The organism is Paenibacillus sp. LPE1-1-1.1 (assembly GCF_040676435.1).
GTDB lineage: Bacteria > Bacillota > Bacilli > Paenibacillales > Paenibacillaceae > Pristimantibacillus.
This window is the reverse complement of the sequence record NZ_JBEGHY010000023.1, coordinates 726,186-748,955: the sequence shown is the minus strand read 5'-3', so window position 1 is coordinate 748,955 and position 22,770 is coordinate 726,186. Positions and strand designations below refer to the sequence as shown.

The window sequence follows — 22,770 nt, the reverse complement described above, 5'->3', positions numbered from 1 at the left end:
CATTGTACGCATATTCCCGGCAAAGGATAGTCTAGAATGCAGTCTACGGTTTACTTGCATAAAGAAGCGCCGTCACGGGTGTTAGACTGGCCAGCATGGTTGAGTACCCTTTGCCTTCAAGCCAGTTTATCAGGCTGGAAGCCAAGGAGGGATGCCAGGTTGTCGGTGAAATCTTGTCTTCGAAAAAAGCTGATTTCAAAACATCATCATCATCATGCAGTTTCATGATACCGGTAACAGCGAGGCGGCCGCCATGAAGGAGCACACGATCCATTTCCTCAAGCGCCATAAGCTGCTGGTCAGGGTTAAGATGATGCATGGCAAAGGTACAAGCGATGAAGGAATAGCTTTGCGCGGCCAGCGGCAAGGCTAACATATTCCCCGGCCTGGCCTCTACGGCAGGCAGCCTTCCCCGAAGGATTGCAAGCATCTCGGCGGATTGCTCGACTGCGGTGAGCTTTGCTCCTGCTCTTACGAGCAAAGCGGATAAATTGCCGCTGCCGGGCGCCAGCTCTAAACCAAGCTCGTCCATTCCCGGATCTAGCCATTCTACCGTATTAATTAAGGCATCGTTATATTGCTCCTCAGACAGCAGTCCGCCAAGCGAAACGAGAGGCGTATCAAACCCGTGCTGCAGAGCTAAACCATCATAATTCCATTGATCGCTCCAAGAAGCGCGGACCAGCCGGTTGCGCTTCATTTCTTCGGCAGCATACTCGATTTGATCCAGCTCGGGAAAACGGCTGTGCCGCCATTCGGATATCGTAACATCAAGCGACTGCAGCGCTTTCGAAGCGGTAATCCATTGTTCGTATAATTGAGCGCGTGCACTCTCAACCTTGCGAATAAAAGCTTCAGGCTCATTTATGGAAGCAAGCGCCTCATGGATAGAAGATAAGGAGATACCCAGCTCTCTCAACGATATAATCCAGCGCAGCCGGGTAAGATCATGCTCGGAGTAGGATCGATAGTTGTTTTCCGACAGCTTGCTGGGATGTATTAGTCCTTTTTCTTCATAAAAGCGCAGCGTACGGGGAGTAACGCCGAGCAGCCGAGCTGCCTCATGCACCTTCAAAATCATCACCTCTAATGCCATTATGAACGTTTCCGTAACGTCAAAGTCAAGCGTTCACATGCAGCAAACCGGACTTAGCTGCGTGATGCAGCAAAACGGCCATCGAATATAAAAATAGATGCCTCCGCAGCGATTTTGCTTAAGAGGCATCTATTCAAGAGCAATTATCGGTTGCCGCGCATAAGCAGCTCCATGCGGTAAACGTACTCGAAAATAAATTCGAACGATTCCAGATGGCGTTTTGCTTCAAAAGCATTGGCGCCCCAAGCATAGATACCGTGCTTTCTCAGCAATATGCCCGGAATGTTTTTGACGATCCGTTCCGTAATTTCCGGCACGATCGAAGGGATATGGGCAAAATTCGAAACGATAGGAATATCGATATGGGCTTCCTCATCCCAAATATTAAATCCTTTGATCAGCTCAACGCCGTCAACCGGAACAGACTTGCGATCCCAGAAGTATTCGGAAATGACGCTGTTGAAGACGGAATGAATGTGAAAAATAGCTCCTGCGCCTGTCAGCTTATAGATTTCGCAGTGAATCAAGGTTTCCGCGGACGGCTTTAACCGCGTGGCTTCGCATGGCTTGCCGTCTTGGTCAACGAAAAGATAATCCTCCGGCGTATGTACGGTTTTATCTTTGCCGCTGGCCGTCACCGCAAACTGAAAATCATCAGCATTAAAATCTCCGACTCGGATGGATAGATTGCCGCTTGTGCCGGGAAACCATCCGCGTGAAGCGAAGAGTTCTTTTACTTCGCGAAGCTCGGATAGCGCCCGCTGTTTATCCTCTAAAGCGATTTGTTGAAAGCTCATTGCACGATCTTCCTTTCGGTATTCATACTTTGGATAATGTCATGGAACGTTTCATACTCATGATGAGAAAGTCCAAGCTCTTTGCATTTTACCGTTAAATGCGAGCGGGAATAAACAACGTCGGCAAGCTTGGCGCCTTCGAAATCGGTAACGCTGTCGCCGATAATAATACGTTCGTACTGCTCAGACGGAAAACGGCGCATAATCGTCGTTTTGCACATGCCGCAATCATTGGTGCAGTGCTCATCGCATGGATTCGGCCATAATATTTCAATGCGGTCGCCGTTAAAGTCGCTGCTGTTGCAATAAATATGATCCCTTGGAATATTAAACGCCTCGAGTATGGGATACACGAAAAAGTCAATTCCGCCGCTCGTTACGTAAAATTCGATTTGCTGTTCCTTGCAATAGTCGAGGAAGTCAGCGAATCCTTCACGAATGCGGGCATTTGCGATACTGAACGCAATGACTTCCTTCTGCATAGAAGAAGGAAGGAGACGAAACAGCTGCCCTACGCCGTCCTTGATGGTAATCTCCTGGGCAATCGTCTGCTCCGCAATTTTCTCCCAGCCCTCCGGGTTAAAATGCTTAATAATCGCAATGATGTTGTCATTTACCGTAATCGTCCCATCGAAATCACAGAACACGATGCGTTTCTTAGCTGTTTTGTTGTCTGTCATTATTCTTTGATCCCCCAGGCTTGAATTGCCGCTTGCAGCGGCTCATTGCCGGCTTGTTCAGCTGCATCGCGGAGCGGAACGCCATTTAACGTGGCAGCGATCGCTTGGCGGAATGCTTGCCCGCCTGCGGCGGTGCCCATGGAATGCCCATGTATGCCGCCTCCGGCATTAACGACAACATCCGTGCCGAAATCTTTCAGTATGAGCGGCACTAGACCAGGGTGAATGCCCGCGGATGGGACAGGGAAGCTTGTCCGTAGTCCATGCAGTGGTGCAAGCAATGCATCCTTAACCGCTAAGTTTTCTTCCTTCGGCATCACGACCGAGCCATATGGGGAAGGGAATAGCACAAGATCTGCCCCAGCGAGCCGCATCAGCTTGCCTAGCAGCAAGGATGCGCTGATGCCGTAATGGGGGGAGGGATACATCGCGCCCGCCATTGCGGGATGCGCAGCTATGGGAACGTGAATTGATTTATCGCTGCTTAGCTCATGCAGTACGTCAAATCCGTAGGCAAGCACATTGAAAAGAAGCGCATTGGCACCCGCATCGATTGCTTTACGGGCATTGGCAGCAAGCTGGGACGTAGGTCCAGTCAAATTTACAGCGTACAGAAGCTTTTGACCCGTCTCCGCTTCAGCGCGGCGAGCAGCGTCCATACAGGCTTCGACACGCTTCTCAAGCGGTGTAAGCGGATTTTCGAATAAAATTTCATCGTCCTTGATTAAATCCACGCCGCCGAGCGCTTGTTTATAAAATTGATCCTGCAGGTTAGCCAAATCATAGCCCACGACGGATTTGAAAATGCTCATAAGCAGCGGACGGTCGTTGACGCCAAGCAGGTCGCGGACGCCGTTTAGCCCGAATTTCGGCCCAGGAAAAGCAGATGCAAAATCCTCGGATACGTCCAAATCCATCAGCTTGATTTTGCCGTCCATCGAAAGCTTGCCGAATACGGTAACGAGCAGGGCAGGGAGGTCACGGCTGAAATTGATATCGGGATAGGCAATAGCGATATCGGCATAACGTTCTCCAGGCGCGGCATTGGCCGGCTCATGAACGCTGACGGACAATACTTTACCGAGATGCTTCTCCATTTCTGCTTTCTGTGCTTCAGGCAGTTCAGTCCAGCTTCCGACAGTCAATCCGACAGCAATCGAGAGCGCCTTCTTATTAAAATCCGCTTTATCGTCATAAGAGCGGTAAGTGGCTACGCATACTCCGTTCATTCGTTAATGCTCCTCTCAATGGCTTCGCCTAGTTCACCTGCGCGTTCAGCAGAACGATGAACCGCTTTATGGATGGTTTCGGCAAAGCGGTTTTCGGCCATTAGCTCAAGAGCGGCCTGGGTCGTTCCGTTAGGGGAGGTTACTTTGCGGCGAAGTTCCGCCGGCTCTTCACCGGTATGGCGGACCATTTCCGCCGCGCCCAGAACGGTTTGAACGACCAAATCCTTAGCTGCTGATTCCGTTAAGCCTAACTGAACAGCCGCTTCGATCATGGATTCCATGAAATAGTAAACGTAAGCAGGACCGCTGCCCGACACGCCGGTCACCGCTTGCTGGAGCGATTCGTCGACGACGGCATTAATGCCCACAGAGCTGAAAATCGCTTCCGTAAGCAAACGCTGCTGCGGCGTAACTTTATCCGAATAACTTATGCCGGAAGCACCAAGCCCGATCGTGCTGGAAGTATTAGGCATCACGCGAACGACGGCCGTTTGGCCGCCTAGCAGCTGCTCGATTGCACGGATCGATAAGCCGGCTATAACAGAAATGATCAGTTGGTTCGGAGAAACAAAGGATTTGATCGAAGCGATGGCTTCGGCAGCATCCTTTGGTTTCATCACGAGAAAAATAATATCCGCGTTCCGCATATAAGATTCATTTGCTCCGCCTTGCAATATGGTTTGAACGCCGTATTGCCCGTGCAGCTCAGCAAGCCGTTCAGCATTTTGGCGGTTTAGCATAGAGATCTGTTTGGCTTGGATAAGCTCTTTATTGATCAAACCTCTCGCGATTGCCTCAGCCATGGATCCTGCGCCGAAGAAGCAAAGCTTAAGGGTGGAAATGTTGGTTTGAGTTAATTGCGACATCGTGGCATTCCTCCGTAAAATCGTATGTTAGAAATAATGATTGCTGGATTGAATTAACCTCTGATTTGGCCGTTTCCAAAAATCTGATATTTGGTGGAGGTCAAAGCAGGCAGTCCCATTGGACCGCGAGCATGCAGCTTCTGCGTGCTGATACCGATTTCCGCGCCGAATCCGAATTCGAAGCCGTCGGTAAAGCGGGTGGAGGCATTGTGATATACCGCTGCCGCGTCCACATCTTGAATAAAGCGCTCTGCGTTGTCTTTGTTTTCCGTAACGATACATTCCGAATGCTTCGTGCTGAAGCGGCGAATATGCGACAGTGCGCCATCCAGATCAGAAACGATGCGGACGTTCATGATATAGTCATTATATTCTGTGCCAAAATCCTCATCCGAAGCCAATTTTGTGCCTGGTATCAGGGCAACGGTTTTCTCGCAGCCGCGAAGCTCGACGCCGGCTTGGAGGAAACGTTCCGCAAGCGGAATAAGATGCTGACCTGCAAAGGTTTCATGGACAAGCAGGGTTTCCATCGAGTTGCAAACCGAAGGACGCTGGACCTTGGCGTTAAAAGCAATTTCAACGGCCATCGTGTAGTCTGCACTTTCATCGACGAAGGTATGGCAAATGCCTGCTCCGGTTTCAATGACAGGAACGGTTGCGTTCTCGATGACGTTTCGGATAAGCGATGCGCCTCCGCGCGGAATGACGACATCGAGCAGGCCGTTCAGTTTTAGCATTTCATTCACGGAAGCGCGGTCCGAATCCTCGATAAGCTGAATGGCATCTGCTGGCATATCGGTAGCATGAAGCGCATTTTTTAAGATTTCAACGATTTTGCGATTCGACTCAAGCGCCGCCGAGCCGCCGCGTAGCACGACGCAATTTCCTGTTTTCAAACATAAGCCTGCGGCATCAACCGTCACGTTCGGCCTCGCTTCATAGATCATGCCGATAACGCCGATCGGCACTCTGATTTTGTTGATCTTTAAACCGTTTGGACGGTCAAAATGCTCAAGCAGCTCGCCAACCGGATCCGGAAGCTCGACGATTTGCCGAAGTCCTTCGGCAATGGCGGCCACGCGATCACTATTCAGCGACAAGCGGTCGAGCAGGGAAGGGCTCGTGCCTTGCTCGCGTCCACGCTGCAAATCAAGCTCGTTTGCGGCGATAATGTTTGCTTGTTCCGTAAGCAGGGCATCCGCCATGCGCAGGAGTGCCGTGTTTTTTTGTTCGGTTGTCAATCGGTTCATGATGGCTGTAGCATCCTGAGCCAAAGCTGCTTTCGTTCTAACTTCGCTGGCCATAGAAGATAGCCTCCTTATTATTTTAATGTAATCCATTCATCGCGATGAATAAACTCGATGCGGGCTACGTCGACTCTTCGTTTAACTTCTTCCGTGCTAAGACCGGCTACCGCTTGGATTTGCCAAGCTGCGTAGTTGACGACACCTCGGCCGATGGTTTCGCCTTGTTGATTCGCGACCTCAATAATATCGCCCGGCAAAAATTCTCCATGGACCTCCGCGACGCCGGCAGGAAGAAGGCTTTTTCCGCCTTCCAGCAAGGCATGGGCAGCCCCGTCATCGACGACAGCGCGACCTAGAGGAATCGAGTGGAAGCCCAGCCACTGCTTCTTCATGGGCAGGCTGTTCAGCTTCGTATCGAAGTATGTACCGCGGCCGCGGCCTTGAACGGCAAGCGTCAAATCTCCTTCTAGCTGCACCTTGCCGATAAATGCATGGACGCCGCCGCGCATCGCGATGCGGGCTGCTTCGATTTTGGAGCGCATGCCGCCAGTGCCGACAGAGGAGCCTGCACCGCCGGCTACCTTCATGATATCCTCGGAGATTTGATCGACGCGTTCGATTTTGACCGCCTGCGGATTTTTACGCGGATCCTCCGTATACAAGCCGTCCATGTCGGTAATGATTACGAGCTTGGCTGCTTTCGTCATCGCGGCTACCAGCGCGGATAAGCTGTCATTGTCTCCGAATTTGAGGACGAGCTCATCGGTGGCTACCGTATCGTTCTCATTAATAATCGGGATGATCCCGAGCCGCAGAAGCTCTTCAATCGTCATCAGCGCATTTTGAATCCGGCGCCGGTTGGAGAAGTCCGCGCGGGTCAGAAGTATTTGCGCGGCGACAATGCCATAGCCATTGAAAGCTTCCTGATACGCCTGCATGAGCAGCGCTTGACCAACCGCTGCGGCTGCTTGTTTTTCATGTACGATTTTTGGCTTGGCAGCGTACCCGATTTGGCGAAATCCGGCTGCAACCGCGCCGGAGGTTACCAGCATGACGCTGTTTCCTTCCTTGTGCAAGGAGGCCAGCTCCGATGTGAAGTACTGAATGCGTTCGCGGTTCAGACCGCCTTCTTCGGAGGTCAGCGAGCTGCTGCCAATTTTTACGACTATGCGTTCCGTCATCATTAATCCCATCCTATGCTTGTTTCGTGACAACAAAAAGACTTTCGTCCATAAAGGACGAAAGTCTTAGCTTCCGCGGTACCACCTTTGTTGATGACCCCAATATAATGGGTCATCCAGCTTAAGCCTATAACAGAAGGCGCTGTCCGGTTCATAGCCGGCCGCTCGGAGGTAGGTTCAGCAAGCGGCCTTCGGTAAATTCTCGCAGCCCATGGAATTTACTCTCTGATCGCGACCCATCTTGCTTACTAGTCCCGTCATCACGTTTCATGTTCAATTCCTACAAGCATATCACGATCCAAAGCCGCTGTAAAGCAAGGCAAACGGCGGATCGTCCTTAAAATAAATTCAGTTTGCCGATCCGTTCCACCGCTTCTTGCAGCCTTGCTTCATTAGTAAGCAAACCGAGCCGGACAAAGCCTTCGCCATGCGTGCCGAATCCTACGCCGGGAGCGACGACGACATCCGCTTCCTGCAAAAGAAGATCGGCAAAGGTTTCGGAGGTATAGCCTTCGGCAACCGGCAGCCAGCAGAAAAAGGAACCGCCGGGGCGCGCGGCTTTCCAGCCAATACGATCTAGAGCGCTGAACAGCGCCTCGCGGCGGCTCTCATACATCGATCTTAATTCAGCAACGCAATCCTGCGGGCCAGTCAATGCGAGAGCGGCAGCTTCTTGAATGCCGCCGAAAAGGCTGCAATAGTAATGATCCTGAATCATATTGATCAGCTTCACGATCTGGGCATTGCCGATGGCAAAACCTACGCGCCAACCGGCCATGTTGTACGTTTTGGACAGCGTGTAAAATTCGACGCCCACTTCCTTCGCGCCCGGCGTTTGAAGGAAGCTGACCGGTTTCTTGCCGTCGAAGCCAATGGCGCCGTAAGCGAAATCACTTGCAACAACAATGCCATGCTCCTCAGCATATTTGACCGTTTGAGCATAAAACTCGGCATTCGCAACCGCGCCTGTCGGATTGTTCGGATAATTCATAAACATCAGCTTGGCACGTTCCGCTTGTTCAGGGCTAATCGCTGCGTAATCAGGCAAATAATCATTTTGCTCCGTTAAAGGCATGAATACCATTTCGGCACCGGCCAGCGCTACACCCGACCAATAGTCAGGATAACCGGGATCAGGGACAAGGCAGACATCGCCCGGATTAAGCAGGCATTGACTGATTTCAACGAGTCCGGTTTTTCCGCCGAAGAGGATCGCAACCTCGGTTGTCGGATCTACGTCTACGCCGTAATCTTCTTTGTACCGCTTAGCGACGGCTTCCTTTAGAAAAGGATAACCACTAAACGGAGGATACTTATGGTATAACGGATTAGCCGCAGCTTCCTGAAGCTTCGCAACAATATGGGGAGGAGTCGGCTGATCCGGATTGCCTTGTCCCAAATTGATGACATCGCGTCCTTTGGCCGTCTGCGCATTCGCTTTGGCGACCAGTTTGGCAAAAAATTGCGTCGGAAGACCATTCATCCGATCTGCGGGTTGAATAAGATGTTTACCGATTTGTGTTTCCATTCCCTCACACTCCACATGGCAAAATCGCTATCTATTTAAGCAATAGCTTAAATGTAGCATGAATGCCGGGAGAAGAGAAGCGGAGCCTATAGGGCAGGAACGCCTACTTTTTGAATGAACGGCTTGATATCGGCTTTGAAAAGGAACAAATAGGGTCTGCGTTTCTCGTCGAAAACGAGCAGGATCGGCGGCTTATCCTTGCAGTAAAAAAGGAAAAGATCATCCGATGTGACCGATACATCATTTTGTTTAATGGTCACTGCTTTTTCAAGCGGCACCCGGAATACATAGCTGCAGCTCTCGTCAGTCGTCACTTGTGGAGCAAGCCCGGTTATGGAGTTGACCCATGAAGAAGCAAATGTTTGATACTGTGCGTCGTTAGGAATCGTTTTGATGACTTTGCCTGCGGCCACGTCAAATACCTGCACCGGCTTTAATCCGGTTTCGGAGCTTGGCGCGCTGTGGGCAGGGTGGGCAGCAGCAATTTGGGCAAATAGGAAAAGCGAGCAGCAAGCCAGGAGCATTGCGGCTATTCGTTTTGAAAGCATAACAGACATTCTCCTTTTTTATAGAAAAGTAGTAATTTCCTCGATGTTACGGTTCCCATCTTGACACAGATCCATGACAGGGTATCATTAGGGAAAAAAAGCAATATCGGGAGGAATCGTAAGATGGGCCAACAATTGCGGCTTGCGCTGCTGCAAATGAACATAGAAGCGGGAAATCCGGAAGCTAATTTCGCGAAGCTCGAGAGCCTGCTTGAAGAAGCGGTCAGCCAAGCTAACAAGCCGGATGTCATTATGTTTCCTGAAATGTGGAATACGGGTTATGCGCTGACGGAAATCAAAACGTTAGCAGACCAGGATGGAGCCCGTACCCGGGCGTACTTGTCCGAATTCAGCAGAAAGCATCACGTAAATATCATTGGGGGATCCATTGCCGAGACGAAAGGCGATCAGGTATTAAATACCATCTATGCCTTTGATCGTTCCGGACAAGTGATTGCTGACTATTCAAAAATACATTTGTTCCGTCTGATGGATGAGGAAAAATATTTAGCTGCAGGAGATAAGCCGGGCAAGCTTACGCTCGAAGGCGCGGAAGCGGGGATGATGATTTGTTATGATATCCGGTTTCCGGAGCTGGCCAGAAAGCTGGCGCTGGAGGGTGCCAAGCTTCTGTTTGTACCAGCCGAATGGCCGAATCCGCGCCTGCACCATTGGAGAACGCTGCTGACGGCGCGCGCAATTGAGAATCAAATGTTCGTGATTGCCTGCAATCGCATGGGCACGAGCGGAGATACGCAATTTTTCGGCCACTCCTTGGTGCTGGATCCGTGGGGAGAAACGATTGCGGAAGCCGGCGAAGAAGAAACGATCCTGTATGCCGATATCGATTTGTCGCTCGTCGATTCGGTCCGTGCCAAGATCCCGGTTTTTGAAGATCGCAGGCCCACTATATATGAAGCTTAATTACCGATAGCTGCTTATTGTTTTATTCAGCGTACGGATAAAGGCATCCGCCGCTTTGGACAAATATCGTCCCTTGCGGCTCGCGACAACAAGCGTTCTGGTTGGTTTAGGATGCAAAGGCAAATACACAGGAGCAAACTCGGAGCCTTTGACCCGCGTCAGCATTTGCGGGACAAAGGCTATTCCCATGCCGCCGGCTACCAATGACTGGATCGTCTCGATATTGCTGCTCTCGAATACGATTCGCGGCGTAAAGCCGGATTGCTCGCATAAATCCACCGTAATTTGGCGGAAGCCTTGCCCTCTCTTTAAACCGATAAAGGGCTCTTCTTCAAGCTCGGCGATATCGATCGGATCCTCTCTGCGAGTAAGGGGATGGTTAGGCGGAACCGCTAAGCAAATTTCTTCCTCCAGAAAGGGCTCATACGAAAGCGAATTATCGATAAGAGGAAGGGAAAGCAGGCTCAAATCCGTGCCTCCGCTCGCGGTAAGCTGTTCAAGCTTGGCTGTCGTGTCCTCTACGAGCACCACTTCGATCTGCGGGTATTGCGAACCGAATACAGGCAAAACGAGGGGTAGAATATGGGACCCGGTAATCGGGAGGGTGCCGACGACCAGCCGGCCGCGTCGCATTTGCGCCATATCGTCCATTTCTTGCTTAAGCTGCTCGACGGCATCTAGAATGGCTTGCGATTTATCCACAAACACCTGTCCGGCCTGCGTTAACTCTACGGAGTTGGTCGTACGGCGAAACAAGAGCACGCCAATTTCCTGCTCTAGTTTGGAGAGCTGCTGGCTAAGCGAGGGCTGCGCAATATGAAGCTTCTCCGCGGCGCGCGAGAAATTTTTCTCCGTGGCGATTTGGATAACATAATTTAATTGTCTTAATTCCATATAAGCCATCTCCTTTATTGTTTGATTAAGCTAAGAAACTTCCATTATAGTTATTACCTATAGACTTTATAGATATTATATCTTGGATCAATGAAGAAAGAAATGCTATAGTAGGTTCAGTTAAGAAAAGCAGAAGATTTCATGAAACGATGGGGTGAATATAATGACGAAAAAGACAATGTTTGAGAAGATTTGGGATAATCACGTCATTAATCAAGAAGAAGGCAAGCCAAGCGTTATTTATATCGATTTGCAGCTCGTTCACGAAGTAACGTCTCCGCAAGCATTTGAAGGCCTACGTCTATCCGGCCGCAAGGTTCGCCGTCCGGACCTTACATTCGCTACGATGGATCATAACGTACCTACAAAGGATCGTTTTAATATTACGGATCCGATCTCCAAGCAGCAAATCGACACTCTAACTCAAAACTGTAAAGATTTCGGCGTAAAGCTGTTTGATCTTGACAGCATCGACCAAGGTGTCGTTCACGTTATGGGACCTGAGCTTGGACTTACGCATCCGGGTAAAACAATCGTTTGCGGCGACAGCCATACTTCGACCCACGGCGCATTCGGCGCTTTGGCGTTCGGTATCGGCACGAGCGAGGTTGAACATGTTATGGCAACCCAGTGCTTGCAGCAATCGAAAGCAAAAACGCTGGAGGTTCGTTTCAACGGCACACGCAAACCGGGCGTGACGGCAAAAGATTTGATTCTAGGCGTTATTGCTCAATACGGTACAGATTTCGCAACCGGATATGTTATTGAATTCACTGGTGAAGCGATTACCAGCTTAACTATGGAAGAGCGTATGACCGTTTGTAATATGTCCATTGAAGCAGGCGCTCGCGCTGGTCTTATTGCTCCGGACGAAACAACTTTTAACTACCTTCGCGGACGTCAATATGCGCCGGCTAACTTCGATGAAGCGGTTGAAGCTTGGAAACAGCTTACAACGGATGAAGGCGCTGAGTACGATACAGTCGTTCACTTCGATGTTGATGCTCTAATCCCGCAGGTGACTTGGGGTACTAGCCCAGGCATGGGTACGAACATCACGGCTAAAGTTCCATTCCCTGCTGATCTTCCAACAGAGAACGAACGTAAAGCGGCTGAAGCAGCTCTTGAGTACATGGATCTGAAGCCAGGTACGCCAATGAATGAAATCGCGATTGATTATGTATTTATCGGCTCTTGCACGAACGGCCGGATCGAAGATTTGCGCGCTGCAGCAGAAATTGCTAGAGGCTACAAGGTTAGCGACCGTGTTACGGCTATTGTCGTTCCGGGTTCGGGCCGCGTAAAAATCCAAGCCGAGAAAGAAGGGCTTGATAAAATCTTCACGGAAGCTGGCTTTGAATGGCGCGATGCAGGCTGCTCCATGTGCCTAGCGATGAACCCTGACGTATTGAAACCAGGCGAGCGCTGCGCATCCACTTCCAACCGTAACTTCGAAGGCCGTCAAGGACGCGGCGGACGTACGCATCTTGTATCGCCAGCAATGGCAGTAGCTGCGGCAGTTAAAGGTCATTTTACAGATGTACGCGATTGGGAAATTAAATCCGAAGTGTTGAACTAATTGAACGCGAGAGAGGGGTATAACCGATATGGAACCGTTTAAACAACTTACAGGCATCGTCGCCCCGGTCGACCGGGTCAATGTCGACACTGATGCAATCATACCTAAACAATTTTTAAAGCGCATCGAGCGCAGCGGCTTCGGTCAATTCCTATTCTTTGAATGGCGTTTTGACGAGAGCGGCAACGTAAATCCTGAATTCGAGCCGAACAAACCGCGTTACGAGGGTGCTTCCGTACTCGTATCCCGTGCGAACTTTGGCTGCGGCTCCTCACGTGAGCATGCGCCTTGGGCTATTCTTGATTATGGTTACAAAGTAATTATCGCTCCGTCTTATGCGGATATCTTCTATAATAACTGCTTTAAGAACGGTATTTTGCCAATCAAGCTTAGCGAAGAGCAAGTGGAAGAGCTGTTCCAGCGTACAGCGAAATTCGAAGGCTACAAGCTGACGGTTGACCTGGAAAATAAACAGCTGTCCGATGAGCATGGTTTGACGATCTCGTTCGACTTGGATGAACACCGTCGTCAATTTTTGCTGCAAGGGCTTGATGATATCGGATTGACGCTTCAACATGAGGCTAAAATCACGGCTTACGAGCAAAAACACGCCGCTCGTTTAGTTTAATCTAACAAAAAATGAGGATGATTTTGCCCGAAAGGGCGAATCGTCCTCTTTTTTCCTTTTAACGCAACTTTTTCTGACAAGCTGCGTCTATATTTTCGTCTGTAAAAGTCGAATGCACTCATTCGATGCGGGCAATTTCAGTCATCGAGGTGGGAAATGAAAAGATTTGTATCCATGTTGTTGTTTATGTCGGTTTTTTTCACGATGTTCGCCACTGTAGGACAAGCTGCAGAGGTCGTCCCAAAGCTGTTTTTGAATGGTCAGCAGTTAAAATCTGATGTCAACCCGCAGATCATCAACAATGCGACAGTCGTTCCGGTGCGGACGGTATCAGAAGGCCTCGGCTATCAAATCTTTTGGGACAATGTTTCCAAAACAGCGACGGTCACGCACAGCAATAATGTCATCAAGCTCATATTAAATGACAATGTTGCGCTTGTGAATGACCAAAAGGTTCAAATGGATACCACAGCATCAGTGATTAAAGGTACGACATTAGTTCCGCTTCGCTTTATCGGCGAGCAATTCGGCTTGGATTTTGAGTGGAAAGCCACGGAGAAAGAAGTACATATGTACGAGCATCCGCAGGAACCGAGCGATCCAAACGCACCAATAGAAGCTGCTGGAATCATTACGAACGTGGCTTACAGTGGAGACAGTACGCTGACCATTAATTATGAAGGCGTAGTCAAAGCCAATAAGCCATTGCTGCTCGATAACCCGAAAAGGGTTGTATTTGATTTTCCGAACACGGCGTTCACCCCGATTTTGAACACGCAGTTTTTGAACGGGCAGTTTGAAGTCGATGTTACAGACAGCACTTATCTAGACGGGTTTCGTTATTCCTTATTTTCGAAATCGCCTCCCGTAGCACGCGTAGTCATCTTGATTGCCGATAATACGGGCTATGTCATGACGGAAGATTTGGGCAAATTCCAATTAAAGTTTATGCCGCTTAAGGATGTTCCCGTAGATCCGACCGTTCCGGTTGAACCTCCGGTTGTCATCAACCCGGAAAATCCTCCCGCATCCAATGACGTTTTCGATATCGTGATTGACCCCGGACATGGGGGATCGGATCCCGGAGCGAAAAGCGTGTTGAACAAATGGGAAAAGGAATTCAATCTAAGCATTGCTTTAAAGATGAAAGCGCTGCTTGATAAAGAAACTAAAATTAAAGCTCATTTCACAAGAACGGGAGATACCTACCCATCCTTGGACGAGCGTGTCAAGTTTGCCGAGAGTCTTAAAGCGGATTTATTTATGTCGATTCATGCAAATAGCGGAGCCAAAGCGGCATCAGGATCAGAGACCTATTATTACCGCGAGAATAGCAAAGCGTTTGCCGCAGTCATTCACAAACACTTGATTGCTGCTACCAAAATTAAAGATCGTGGCCTCAAGAAAGAGGGCTATAAAGTGATTAAGCAAACGACCATGCCGGCGGTACTGATTGAAGCTGGATTCTTATCGAACTCGGTCGATGCGAAAATGTTGTTTGACAATGCAGCTCAGAACCGTATTGCTGCCGAGATGGTTGCCGGAATCAAGGAGTATCTAAAAGTAAAATAGAAAGCAGGTGTTCAGTGTAATGAAAATATTCAAAGCACAAGGGCTGCTTGCTGTCATCATTTTATCTGCTGCGATCGTAGGCTGTGGTGTACAGGGCAAGCCGGAAAGTAACCTGGGAAGTACAGCAGCGCCAACTGCTTCGTCTGCCCCGGAACCGACACCGGTATTGAATACGAAAGAAGCTATTATCTATTTAACCGATGCAGAGCTGAATGAAACAGTTGAACAACCCGTCAAATTAACTTACGAGACGGATGCCGATTTGGTCAAGGCTGCAATTGCCGAATTACAGAAGGACGCAGGCGAGAATGCCTTATCCTTATGGAAACCAATCGAAGTAAAGACCGTAGAACTTGCTGACGGGCTCGTTACAATTGATATTCATTTGCCGGATGAAGCTCGCCTGGGCGCTCCGGGAGAGATGTTCGTCATCGAAACGCTCAAGAGTACGTTGTTCCAATTCGATTTTGTTAAATCCATTGAACTTTTGGTCGATGGAGCCGAAATCGAAACGCTTATGGGACATGTAGAGCTCGAGCACCCAATGAACAAGGAATAAGGCAATAAAACCAATGGCTTCGCTCCGTCCTCTTTTTTTGGGCGGCGAAGCCGTTCTGCTTGAATCTACACAAACTATCAGGGGGAATATCAACTTATGACAATGCATTTTGCGGGCAAAAAGATCTTGATCGGAGCCTTGGCTTTCTCGTTGGTGGCAGGAAGCGGCGTTATTATCCCAAACCAAGCTAACGCGGCTTCCGTATTATCGACACCGTTCAAAGATGTAAGCAGCGGACATTGGGCAGAGAAGCATATCGCAAAGCTGGCGCTGCAGAAAATCATCGAAGGCTACACGACAACAAGCGGCGCTTTTGTGTTCCGCCCGAGCGAAAACGTAAGCCAGCAGGAGGCTGTGCTTATGGCGCTGCGGTTTGCGGGCTTAGACGAAAAAGCCGATCTGGACGCGATTATCGGATTTCCGGCTTCCTTTTCTGTCAGCGCTTATTTTAAAGCATACATAACACTCGCCTTCAAAGAAGGCTTGCTTGACCAAACGGAAGAGTTCGAGCTTGCTGCCAAAGATCCCAATGTTGCATGGGGTACGAAGCCTGCTACGCGTGAATGGGTAACGAAGCTTATGGTCCGTGCCATTAATCAACAAGAAGAAGCACAGAAGCTGCAAAATACGGCTTCCGGCTTTTCTGACGCTTCCCAGATCAATTCGATTTATAAGGGATATGTGAATCTTGCGGCTAAGCTAGAGCTGGTGAAGGGCGTTACAACCGTTAAATTCGATCCCAAAGCAAACGTGAATCGGGCAAGCCTCGCCACAATGTTCAGCCGTGCAGAGAAGCTGTACCCGGTTGCTTATGAAGGACAGGTCGACGGGATCTTGTCCCGAATAACGGATTCATCAATCACTCTCTACAGCAATAAAAAGGAAACCAGCTATACGATTAACGCAGACACGCTTTTTTACCATTACAATACAGAAACGCCGATTACGAAGCAGGAGCTGCTTGAATATGGCGATGTAACCGTGATTGCTAAAGACGGCAAAGCCTTATATGTTGAGGTGAAGGGCGACAAAGCCTATACCCAAACCGTTACAGGCACGCTTGATCGCGTAATTGCCGACGAGAAGAAAATATACGTTTGGATAAATAACAAGCCTGTCGAAATTTTTTATAATGATACGCTCACGGTAGCAGACAGCGACGGCAAAGCGCTTGCTCTGTCCGATATCAAAAGAGACAGCCAAATCAGCATCGTGCAGGATACGTTCCGTGAAACGCCGTTAGCGCTTAAAATCATCGCTGCTCCGCAAGCAACTTCAACGAGCGTTAAAGGAGCTTTCTATGGAGCGGGCGGCGATCTGATTACCGTTATGCAGGGCTCCGCGCTTGTATCGAAATTTATGGCAAGCACGGTAACCGTGGAAATCGAGGGATTGAGCGGGGCAACAATCGACGACTTAATCAAAGAAGCGGACGAAGTTGAGCTGACGCTTAATGAATCGGATAAAGTAACGAAGATTAAAGTCGTGAACCGCAATGTGAAAATGCTGGCAGGCGCGCAAATCGCCAGCTATGTGAACGATAAGAAGCTGTTAACGATCGTTGATGCCAACGGCGGAAATGCGCAGGCGCTATATTTTACGGATAAAACAAAAATTGAATACAGCGGCAATGCGATTTCGCTGGCTTCCGCTTACAATTTGCTGACGCTTAACCGTAAAATCGTAATCAGCTATACAGGAAATACGATCGTATCGCTGCAATTCGTGACTAAATATACGGGCACTTTAGTCTCGATGAACGCAGCTAGCAATCTCATGACGATTCGTTTAGACAACGGCTCGTCGGTTGCTTTGCCTTACAATACCGCTTATGTAGAGCATGCGGCCATCGCAAGCGCGGGGCTAAGCGATCTGAAGTCAGGCGATCTGCTGACATTGGAATTGAATAATACGCAGGACCGTGTTTCTGCAATTAAAGTACATTCGAATGCCCAATACGAAGTAATTTCCATAGATGCCGGGAGCAAAAAACTGCGCGTGAAAAACGCAATGACCGCTGCATTCGATCTTTCCGTGCTCAGCACGGAGCTTACGAATGAAGCAGGCGCTAAGCTGACCATCGATCAAATTACAGCGGGTACTCTCATTAATGTCAGCTATATCGGCAAGCAGGCAGCAACGGCGAGCACGGTAGCTGCAACATTCGGGAGAGTACAAGCCGTTTCGGCGAGCAGCGTAACCATCGTAGATCTTGCGGGCCAAACGGTCGTTTATAACGTCGATGCAGGATTCACTTCTATTAAAGGCGCTTCGCAAAGCACGGCTACCAGCCTGATTACGGTTGGCGATTACGTAGAGATACAGAAGCCGGGCGGAAACAAGACTCAAATATCGGTAGCTGTTGGAGAGAGCCGTATCTTTTCGAACTTTAATGCAACGGCGTCGCAAATTTGGACAGAGAAAGCATCGGACGCAGACAACCGGAATTATTTTAACGTGAACAGCTTATCGAAATACTTTTTAAACGGGAATGCCGTTGCCGTGACCGCTTTTAAGGCGGGCGATGCCATTACGATCTATGGCTTCAGAAATTACGCGATTGCGGTCGTCAAGTAGCAAAATGCTTGAAACTTCATGAATTTAAGCCAGAGATATTTATATTTTGTGAAAAAACTGCCCTTATGGGCAGTTTTTTTATAGAATGTGCTTGTTTACGGTTGCGAAGCGTGTCAAATTTCGCTACACTTTGAACGATAGTGTTTCATTAGGAGAGAGGACGATGAGTGCGAAACAGAAAATGCGTCATGTGCTGGATATCATTGCGGAGATGTTTCCAGATGCGCACTGCGAGCTAAACCACAGCAATCCGTTTGAGCTTACGATAGCCGTGCTGTTGTCAGCGCAATGCACGGATGAAACGGTCAATAAAGTAACGGTGGGCTTATTCGAGAAATATAAGCGTCCCGAGGATTATTTGAACGTGCCGCTGGAAGAGCTGGAGCAGGACATTCGCCGCATCGGCTTGTTTCGAAGCAAAGCTTCCAATATACAAAAGCTATGCCGGATCGTCATTGATAAATATGACGGAGAAGTGCCCGAAAGCCATGAGGGACTGACCGAGCTGCCAGGTGTCGGCCGCAAGACGGCGAACGTCGTCATGTCCAATGCATTTGGCGTTCCTGCTATTGCCGTTGATACGCATGTGGATCGCGTAACCAAGCGGCTTGGATTTGCAAAAGCGGAGGATTCGGTTCTGGAGGTCGAGAAGAAGCTCATGAAGCTCGTTCCGCGCGAGGAATGGACTTTAACTCACCATAGGCTGATCTTTTTTGGCCGCTATCATTGCAAAGCGCAAAGCCCGCAGTGTCCGGTCTGTCCGCTGCTTGATTTGTGCAAAGAAGGAAAACAACGTATGAAGCCAGGCTTTAAAACAAAAAATAAGATTATAAAACCTAAAATAGCCAGTGAAGGATGATGACGATGAACTGTATTTCCGTTTACACAAAGAATTTTGAGCTTTTTTCCGATATTTATGAGCAGGTGCTAGAATCTCCGCCGGAGGAGAATGAGGACATCGTCGTTGAAGGCATCACCGTAAGCGGCTCCGGCGACGTGCCTGAGCAATACATCGAGCGTATGCGCGTTAAACCCGAGGTTGTCGTTATGCGCGATAAAGAGCGTAACATTATGATTTTGCAGCACGGCAACGTATTTGAAATTTGCCTGCCGTCTGAAGAAGAGCAAGCAGTTTAAGGAGAAGCAAATGACAGAAATAACGGTGCAAAGCATAGCGGGAGCTTTATCCGAGGCAGCGGGATTAATGGCAGCCTCAGGAGATAAATTACATGCAAAGCAAGCACAGGAGCTAAACAGTAAGCTGACCGAAGGTCGGCTTACTGTCGCTTTTTGTGGACATTTTTCGGCTGGGAAATCAACATTGATCAATCGATTATGCGACGCCAAGCTGCTGCCTTCCAGTCCCATTCCGACCAGCGCGAACGTGGTATCCATCCGCGGCGGCGAACGGGCTTATGCAGCTGTCGAAATCCTTCGCGACGGCGTTGTATCCAAAGCAGAGGTGCCGATCGACGAGCTTGATCGCTATTGCGTAGACGGCGAGCAGTTTACTTCGGTTTCGATCGTCTATCCAAGCAAGCGACTAGGGAACCATACCGTGCTGCTGGATACGCCAGGGATCGATTCTACCGACGATGCCCATCGGATGGCTACAGAATCGGCGCTGCATCTTGCTGACGTCGTGTTTTACGTGATGGACTATAACCATGTGCAATCCGAGATCAATTTTTCATTTGCGAAGCAGTTGAAGGATTGGGGTAAGCCCTTATACTTTATCGTAAATCAGATCGATAAGCATCGCGACCGCGAGCTATCTTTTGCCAGTTACCGCCAAAGCGTAGAGGAAGCGTTTCATGCTTGGCATTTGGAGCCGGCAGGAATCGTTTATTTGTCGTTGCGCGAGCCGCAGCATCCGTATCAGGAGTGGGATCAGCTGCTAGAGCTGCTGGACCAGCTTCAAATGATCCGGCAGCCGCTTTGCGTTTATAGCGTGGATGCTTCCCTGCGTCATTTGGCTGAAGGCCATTTGAAATGGAGTGAGCTTCAAGCGGAGCCTGAACGTGAAAGGCTGCTGGAAGAGGCAGGCGGGGAAGAAGCCGCGGCGCAAGTGACGGCTGAAATGGCTCGCTTAAAGGGTCTTCTGCATTCTCTTGCGGAGCAAAAAGAGGTATACCGGGCGCAGCTTCGCAAAGAGCTGCAATCGCTGCTTGACAATGCCAATATTACGCCGGCGGGACTTCGGGATTTGGCCCAGTCGTTTCTGGAAAGCCGGAAGCCCGGCTTCAAAGCGGGTCTGCTGTTCGCTGCGGCCAAGACGGCTGCTGAGCAGGAACGGAGATTGCAGGCGTTCAGCGAGGAATTAAACGGTCTCATCAGTGCCTCCATCGATTGGCATGTCAAGCATCTGCTGCGCGGAGAGGCTGAACGTATCGGCTTTGACGGCGGACAGCTGGAAGCAGAGCTTGTGGGCAATCTGGGGTGGCTGCCCGATTCGGATTGGCTCATTTCGCGCGTAAAGGCCGGGGCTGTCATCGGAAATGAATATACGATGACTTATAGCCGCGATATGGCCGCGGATGTAAAAGCGGTTTACCGCCAGCGGGCGCTTGCGCTGATCGATGCGCTGGCGGATCATGCAGCGGCGGGCTTTGAAGCCGCCGCCGCAGATGCGCAGGCACAGCTTGCGGCGCTTCGCGCGCAGGCTGGCGCTTTTCAGGCGCTGGCTGCGCTGGCGAAGCGAGCAGGCGAGCATCAGGCGCGGCTTGCCGCCGCGCTGCCTGAAGCGCCGGATAGGCCGGCTCTGCCCGCGCCGCGGCATGCTGGTGCGGAAGTGCAGGCGCAGGCGGCGGCAGAGGCCGCTGCCGCCGGAGCTGCCTTGGCGCTCGACGCACGCAGCGGCGCAGGAGCGCCGCGTGGCGCCACCGCCGGGCGGGGCGCCTTAGCAGGCGGCGCCGCCCTTGCGCAGCAGCACGGCGCTGCTGCGCGCTTAGCGGGCGCCGCGGCGCTGCTGGCGCCGCATGCCGCGCTGGCAGCGGCTGCGCAAGCGATGCGCGAGAAGGCGAAGCGGCTGCAGGACAGCCGCTTCACCATCGCGTTGTTCGGCGCCTTCAGCGCCGGCAAATCATCGCTCGCGAACGCGCTGATCGGCGAACCGGTGCTGCCGGTCTCGCCTAATCCGACGACGGCAGCGATCAACCGTCTCGTGCCCCCTACGGCGGAGCACGGACACGGCACGGCGCGCATCGTCATGAAGTCGCGCGCCGCAATCGAAGACGACGTGCGCTACTCTTTGGCGCTGCTCGGCGAGAAAGCAGGCATCGACCAGCTGCCTGATGCCGCAGCGCTAATGCGGGCGATTGACCGTCTTACCCCCGATTCGATCGGGGCCGGCGGCCGGCCGCATTACAGCTTCCTGCGCGCCGCGCGCGCAGGCTGGGCAGAGCATGAGCCGCTGCTTGGGCAGCAGCTTTCCGTTGACCAAGCCGCGTACGAGCGCTACGTCGCAGAGGAATCACGTTCCTGCTTCGTCAGCGAAATCGAGCTGCATTATGACTGCGAGCTCACCGCGCAGGGCATCGTGCTGGTGGATACGCCAGGCGCAGACTCCGTTAATGCTCGGCATACGGGCGTTGCCTTCAACTATATTAAAAATGCCGACGCGGTTTTGTTTGTTACCTACTATAATCATGCGTTCTCACAGGCCGACCGCCAGTTTCTCATGCAGCTTGGCCGGGTAAAAGACCAGTTCGAGCTCGATAAAATGTTTTTCCTCGTTAACGCGGCGGATTTGGCCGCAGACGGGGAGGAGCTGGCCGGCGTGTTAAAGCACGTAGAGACGAATCTGCTTCAGCATGCGATTCGTTCGCCTCGCCTGTTTCCGGTTTCCAGCTTGCAGGCGCTTGACGGCAAGCTTGACGGAAATGCGGAGCTGCTGAAGCGCTCGGGCATCGAAGCTTTTGAGCACTCATTCCTTTCCTTTATCCAGAATGACCTTGGACGCCTGGCAATTGAAGCGGCGGAGGAGGATCTGAAGCGGGCGGCAGCAACGGTTGCGGGCTGGCTGCAAAGCGCAGAGGGGGATGCCGCAGCGCGGGAAGCGGAGCTCAAGGAGCTCCTGCTTGCCGTGAGCGATGCGAAGCGCGAGATCTCGGAGCTGCAAAGCGCATTAATGCCGGAGCAGCTTAAACAGGAGCTGAGCGAGCTGCTGTATTATGTCGTACAGCGCATTCAGTACCGCTTTGGCGAATTTTATAATCTTGCCTTTAATCCCGCTTCTTTGCAGGATGACGGTCGCGACCTGCGGAAAGCGATTTGGACATCGTGGCTCGAGCTGCAGCGGCTTGTCCAGCTTGAGCTGTCGCAGGAGATGCTGGCGACCTCTTTGCGGATGGAACGCGGCATCCACACCCAGCTGCAGAAGCAATATGACGGAGCGGCACAGCGTCTGGAAGCGGCGATCGTTTCATACAGCGCTATTCCGTATTCACCGGCATCGCTGCCAACGCCGGATGAGCCTAAAGCCTGGGAAGCGGATAACATTGACGCGAAGCTTCTTTGGAGCCGATTCAAATCTCCGCGCCAATTTTTCGAAGGCGAGGGCAAAGCTCAGCTTCGCAAAGAGCTGGAAGCTTTGCTTGCCCCGTCCTTAAACGGTTGGATGGCGGTGCACACTGCAGAGTGGACTGCGCTGTATGAGCGGATCTGGCTCAGCGCAGCCGAGCATGCGGGAAGCCTGCTTCAAGAGGATATGCTTGCTTATGAGAGCGGCAAGCGGGTTTCGTTAACCGGGAGCGCGGATATTGCGGAACTCAAAAATCTTTACAAGCAATTAATTGATCTCTAAGTTAATTGTTCTCTAATCGTCAATGGATCTTGACGGTTCTATCGCATTAACAGCTGAATGC

Annotated in this window: 19 protein-coding genes; 9 read left to right on the top strand and 10 right to left on the bottom strand. The window is 50.7% G+C overall.

Going from position 1 to position 22,770, the window contains the following annotated elements; genetic code table 11:
- Positions 1 to 43 precede the first annotated feature (43 nt).
- The 9 genes from MRBLPE1_RS20045 to MRBLPE1_RS20005 form a co-directional block, all read right to left on the bottom strand.
- On the bottom strand, positions 44 to 1,096 hold the full coding sequence (locus MRBLPE1_RS20045; protein ID WP_364148776.1) for a MerR family transcriptional regulator: 1,053 nt from the start codon (positions 1,094 to 1,096) through the stop codon (positions 44 to 46).
- Positions 1,097 to 1,239: 143 nt separating this feature from the next.
- A complete protein-coding gene (gene mtnB / locus MRBLPE1_RS20040; RefSeq protein ID WP_364148774.1) occupies positions 1,240 to 1,893 on the bottom strand; it encodes a methylthioribulose 1-phosphate dehydratase in 654 nt (217 codons plus the stop codon).
- A complete protein-coding gene (locus MRBLPE1_RS20035; RefSeq protein WP_364148772.1) occupies positions 1,890 to 2,573 on the bottom strand; it encodes a 2-hydroxy-3-keto-5-methylthiopentenyl-1-phosphate phosphatase in 684 nt (227 codons plus the stop codon). Before MRBLPE1_RS20035 ends, mtnB begins: the two co-directional genes overlap by 4 nt.
- Positions 2,573 to 3,802: a 2,3-diketo-5-methylthiopentyl-1-phosphate enolase gene (locus MRBLPE1_RS20030; RefSeq protein ID WP_364148770.1), complete on the bottom strand. Its 1,230-nt coding sequence runs from the start codon at positions 3,800 to 3,802 to the stop codon at positions 2,573 to 2,575. The genes MRBLPE1_RS20035 and MRBLPE1_RS20030 overlap by 1 nt, the downstream gene beginning before the upstream one ends.
- The gene (gene proC, locus MRBLPE1_RS20025) at positions 3,799 to 4,668 is read right to left on the bottom strand and encodes a pyrroline-5-carboxylate reductase (RefSeq protein ID WP_364148768.1); all 870 of its coding nucleotides are present in this window, start codon (positions 4,666 to 4,668) and stop codon (positions 3,799 to 3,801) included. The genes MRBLPE1_RS20030 and proC overlap by 4 nt, the downstream gene beginning before the upstream one ends.
- A gap of 53 nt (positions 4,669 to 4,721) precedes the next feature.
- Positions 4,722 to 5,972 (bottom strand): glutamate-5-semialdehyde dehydrogenase, encoded by a 1,251-nt coding sequence (locus MRBLPE1_RS20020; protein ID WP_364148766.1) that lies wholly within the window; start codon positions 5,970 to 5,972, stop codon positions 4,722 to 4,724.
- A gap of 17 nt (positions 5,973 to 5,989) precedes the next feature.
- Positions 5,990 to 7,096, bottom strand: coding sequence for a glutamate 5-kinase (gene proB / locus MRBLPE1_RS20015; protein ID WP_364148764.1), 1,107 nt, complete (start codon positions 7,094 to 7,096; stop codon positions 5,990 to 5,992).
- A 337-nt stretch (positions 7,097 to 7,433) separates the two neighbouring features.
- A complete protein-coding gene (locus MRBLPE1_RS20010; protein ID WP_364148762.1) occupies positions 7,434 to 8,624 on the bottom strand; it encodes a pyridoxal phosphate-dependent aminotransferase in 1,191 nt (396 codons plus the stop codon).
- A gap of 86 nt (positions 8,625 to 8,710) precedes the next feature.
- Positions 8,711 to 9,172: a hypothetical protein gene (locus MRBLPE1_RS20005; RefSeq protein ID WP_364148760.1), complete on the bottom strand. Its 462-nt coding sequence runs from the start codon at positions 9,170 to 9,172 to the stop codon at positions 8,711 to 8,713.
- A gap of 123 nt (positions 9,173 to 9,295) precedes the next feature.
- Here MRBLPE1_RS20005 and MRBLPE1_RS20000 point away from each other — a divergent pair, with 123 nt between their 5' ends.
- On the top strand, positions 9,296 to 10,096 hold the full coding sequence (locus MRBLPE1_RS20000; RefSeq protein ID WP_364148759.1) for a carbon-nitrogen family hydrolase: 801 nt from the start codon (positions 9,296 to 9,298) through the stop codon (positions 10,094 to 10,096).
- Here the strand turns inward: MRBLPE1_RS20000 and MRBLPE1_RS19995 are convergent, their stop codons facing one another.
- Positions 10,097 to 10,990 (bottom strand): LysR family transcriptional regulator, encoded by an 894-nt coding sequence (locus MRBLPE1_RS19995; protein WP_364148757.1) that lies wholly within the window; start codon positions 10,988 to 10,990, stop codon positions 10,097 to 10,099.
- 163 nt (positions 10,991 to 11,153) lie between these two features.
- Between MRBLPE1_RS19995 and leuC the strand changes: the two genes are divergently transcribed.
- The 8 genes from leuC to MRBLPE1_RS19955 all read left to right on the top strand — a co-directional run bounded on the left by leuC (position 11,154) and on the right by MRBLPE1_RS19955 (position 22,709).
- A complete protein-coding gene (gene leuC / locus MRBLPE1_RS19990; protein WP_364148755.1) occupies positions 11,154 to 12,569 on the top strand; it encodes a 3-isopropylmalate dehydratase large subunit in 1,416 nt (471 codons plus the stop codon).
- A gap of 28 nt (positions 12,570 to 12,597) precedes the next feature.
- Complete coding sequence (gene leuD, locus MRBLPE1_RS19985) at positions 12,598 to 13,197, top strand: 3-isopropylmalate dehydratase small subunit (RefSeq protein ID WP_364148753.1); 600 nt, start codon at positions 12,598 to 12,600, stop codon at positions 13,195 to 13,197.
- Between the two features lie 156 nt (positions 13,198 to 13,353).
- A complete protein-coding gene (locus tag MRBLPE1_RS19980) occupies positions 13,354 to 14,769 on the top strand; it encodes an N-acetylmuramoyl-L-alanine amidase (protein ID WP_364148751.1) in 1,416 nt (471 codons plus the stop codon).
- Between the two features lie 19 nt (positions 14,770 to 14,788).
- Positions 14,789 to 15,328, top strand: a complete 540-nt coding sequence (locus MRBLPE1_RS19975) for a GerMN domain-containing protein (protein WP_364148749.1) — start codon at positions 14,789 to 14,791, stop codon at positions 15,326 to 15,328.
- A gap of 96 nt (positions 15,329 to 15,424) precedes the next feature.
- On the top strand, positions 15,425 to 17,905 hold the full coding sequence (locus MRBLPE1_RS19970; protein WP_364148747.1) for an S-layer homology domain-containing protein: 2,481 nt from the start codon (positions 15,425 to 15,427) through the stop codon (positions 17,903 to 17,905).
- A gap of 163 nt (positions 17,906 to 18,068) precedes the next feature.
- Positions 18,069 to 18,764, top strand: a complete 696-nt coding sequence (gene nth / locus MRBLPE1_RS19965; protein ID WP_364148745.1) for an endonuclease III — start codon at positions 18,069 to 18,071, stop codon at positions 18,762 to 18,764.
- Between the two features lie 5 nt (positions 18,765 to 18,769).
- Complete coding sequence (locus MRBLPE1_RS19960; RefSeq protein WP_183561027.1) at positions 18,770 to 19,042, top strand: NAD/NADP transhydrogenase alpha subunit; 273 nt, start codon at positions 18,770 to 18,772, stop codon at positions 19,040 to 19,042.
- Between the two features lie 10 nt (positions 19,043 to 19,052).
- On the top strand, positions 19,053 to 22,709 hold the full coding sequence (locus tag MRBLPE1_RS19955; protein WP_364148742.1) for a dynamin family protein: 3,657 nt from the start codon (positions 19,053 to 19,055) through the stop codon (positions 22,707 to 22,709).
- Positions 22,710 to 22,770 lie beyond the last annotated feature (61 nt).

Excerpts from the sequence above, each read along its gene's own strand:
- MRBLPE1_RS20045 (WP_364148776.1), bottom strand. The coding sequence starts at position 1,096 with ATGGCATTAGAGGTGATGATTTTGAAGGTGCATGAGGCAGCTCGGCTG.
- mtnB (WP_364148774.1), bottom strand. The coding sequence starts at position 1,893 with ATGAGCTTTCAACAAATCGCTTTAGAGGATAAACAGCGGGCGCTATCC.
- MRBLPE1_RS20035 (WP_364148772.1), bottom strand. The coding sequence starts at position 2,573 with ATGACAGACAACAAAACAGCTAAGAAACGCATCGTGTTCTGTGATTTC.
- MRBLPE1_RS20030 (WP_364148770.1), bottom strand. The coding sequence starts at position 3,802 with ATGAACGGAGTATGCGTAGCCACTTACCGCTCTTATGACGATAAAGCG.
- proC (WP_364148768.1), bottom strand. The coding sequence starts at position 4,668 with ATGTCGCAATTAACTCAAACCAACATTTCCACCCTTAAGCTTTGCTTC.
- MRBLPE1_RS20020 (WP_364148766.1), bottom strand. The coding sequence starts at position 5,972 with ATGGCCAGCGAAGTTAGAACGAAAGCAGCTTTGGCTCAGGATGCTACA.
- proB (WP_364148764.1), bottom strand. The coding sequence starts at position 7,096 with ATGACGGAACGCATAGTCGTAAAAATTGGCAGCAGCTCGCTGACCTCC.
- MRBLPE1_RS20010 (WP_364148762.1), bottom strand. The coding sequence starts at position 8,624 with ATGGAAACACAAATCGGTAAACATCTTATTCAACCCGCAGATCGGATG.
- MRBLPE1_RS20005 (WP_364148760.1), bottom strand. The coding sequence starts at position 9,172 with ATGCTTTCAAAACGAATAGCCGCAATGCTCCTGGCTTGCTGCTCGCTT.
- MRBLPE1_RS20000 (WP_364148759.1), top strand. The coding sequence starts at position 9,296 with ATGGGCCAACAATTGCGGCTTGCGCTGCTGCAAATGAACATAGAAGCG.
- MRBLPE1_RS19995 (WP_364148757.1), bottom strand. The coding sequence starts at position 10,990 with ATGGAATTAAGACAATTAAATTATGTTATCCAAATCGCCACGGAGAAA.
- leuC (WP_364148755.1), top strand. The coding sequence starts at position 11,154 with ATGACGAAAAAGACAATGTTTGAGAAGATTTGGGATAATCACGTCATT.
- leuD (WP_364148753.1), top strand. The coding sequence starts at position 12,598 with ATGGAACCGTTTAAACAACTTACAGGCATCGTCGCCCCGGTCGACCGG.
- MRBLPE1_RS19980 (WP_364148751.1), top strand. The coding sequence starts at position 13,354 with ATGAAAAGATTTGTATCCATGTTGTTGTTTATGTCGGTTTTTTTCACG.
- MRBLPE1_RS19975 (WP_364148749.1), top strand. The coding sequence starts at position 14,789 with ATGAAAATATTCAAAGCACAAGGGCTGCTTGCTGTCATCATTTTATCT.
- MRBLPE1_RS19970 (WP_364148747.1), top strand. The coding sequence starts at position 15,425 with ATGACAATGCATTTTGCGGGCAAAAAGATCTTGATCGGAGCCTTGGCT.
- nth (WP_364148745.1), top strand. The coding sequence starts at position 18,069 with ATGAGTGCGAAACAGAAAATGCGTCATGTGCTGGATATCATTGCGGAG.
- MRBLPE1_RS19960 (WP_183561027.1), top strand. The coding sequence starts at position 18,770 with ATGAACTGTATTTCCGTTTACACAAAGAATTTTGAGCTTTTTTCCGAT.
- MRBLPE1_RS19955 (WP_364148742.1), top strand. The coding sequence starts at position 19,053 with ATGACAGAAATAACGGTGCAAAGCATAGCGGGAGCTTTATCCGAGGCA.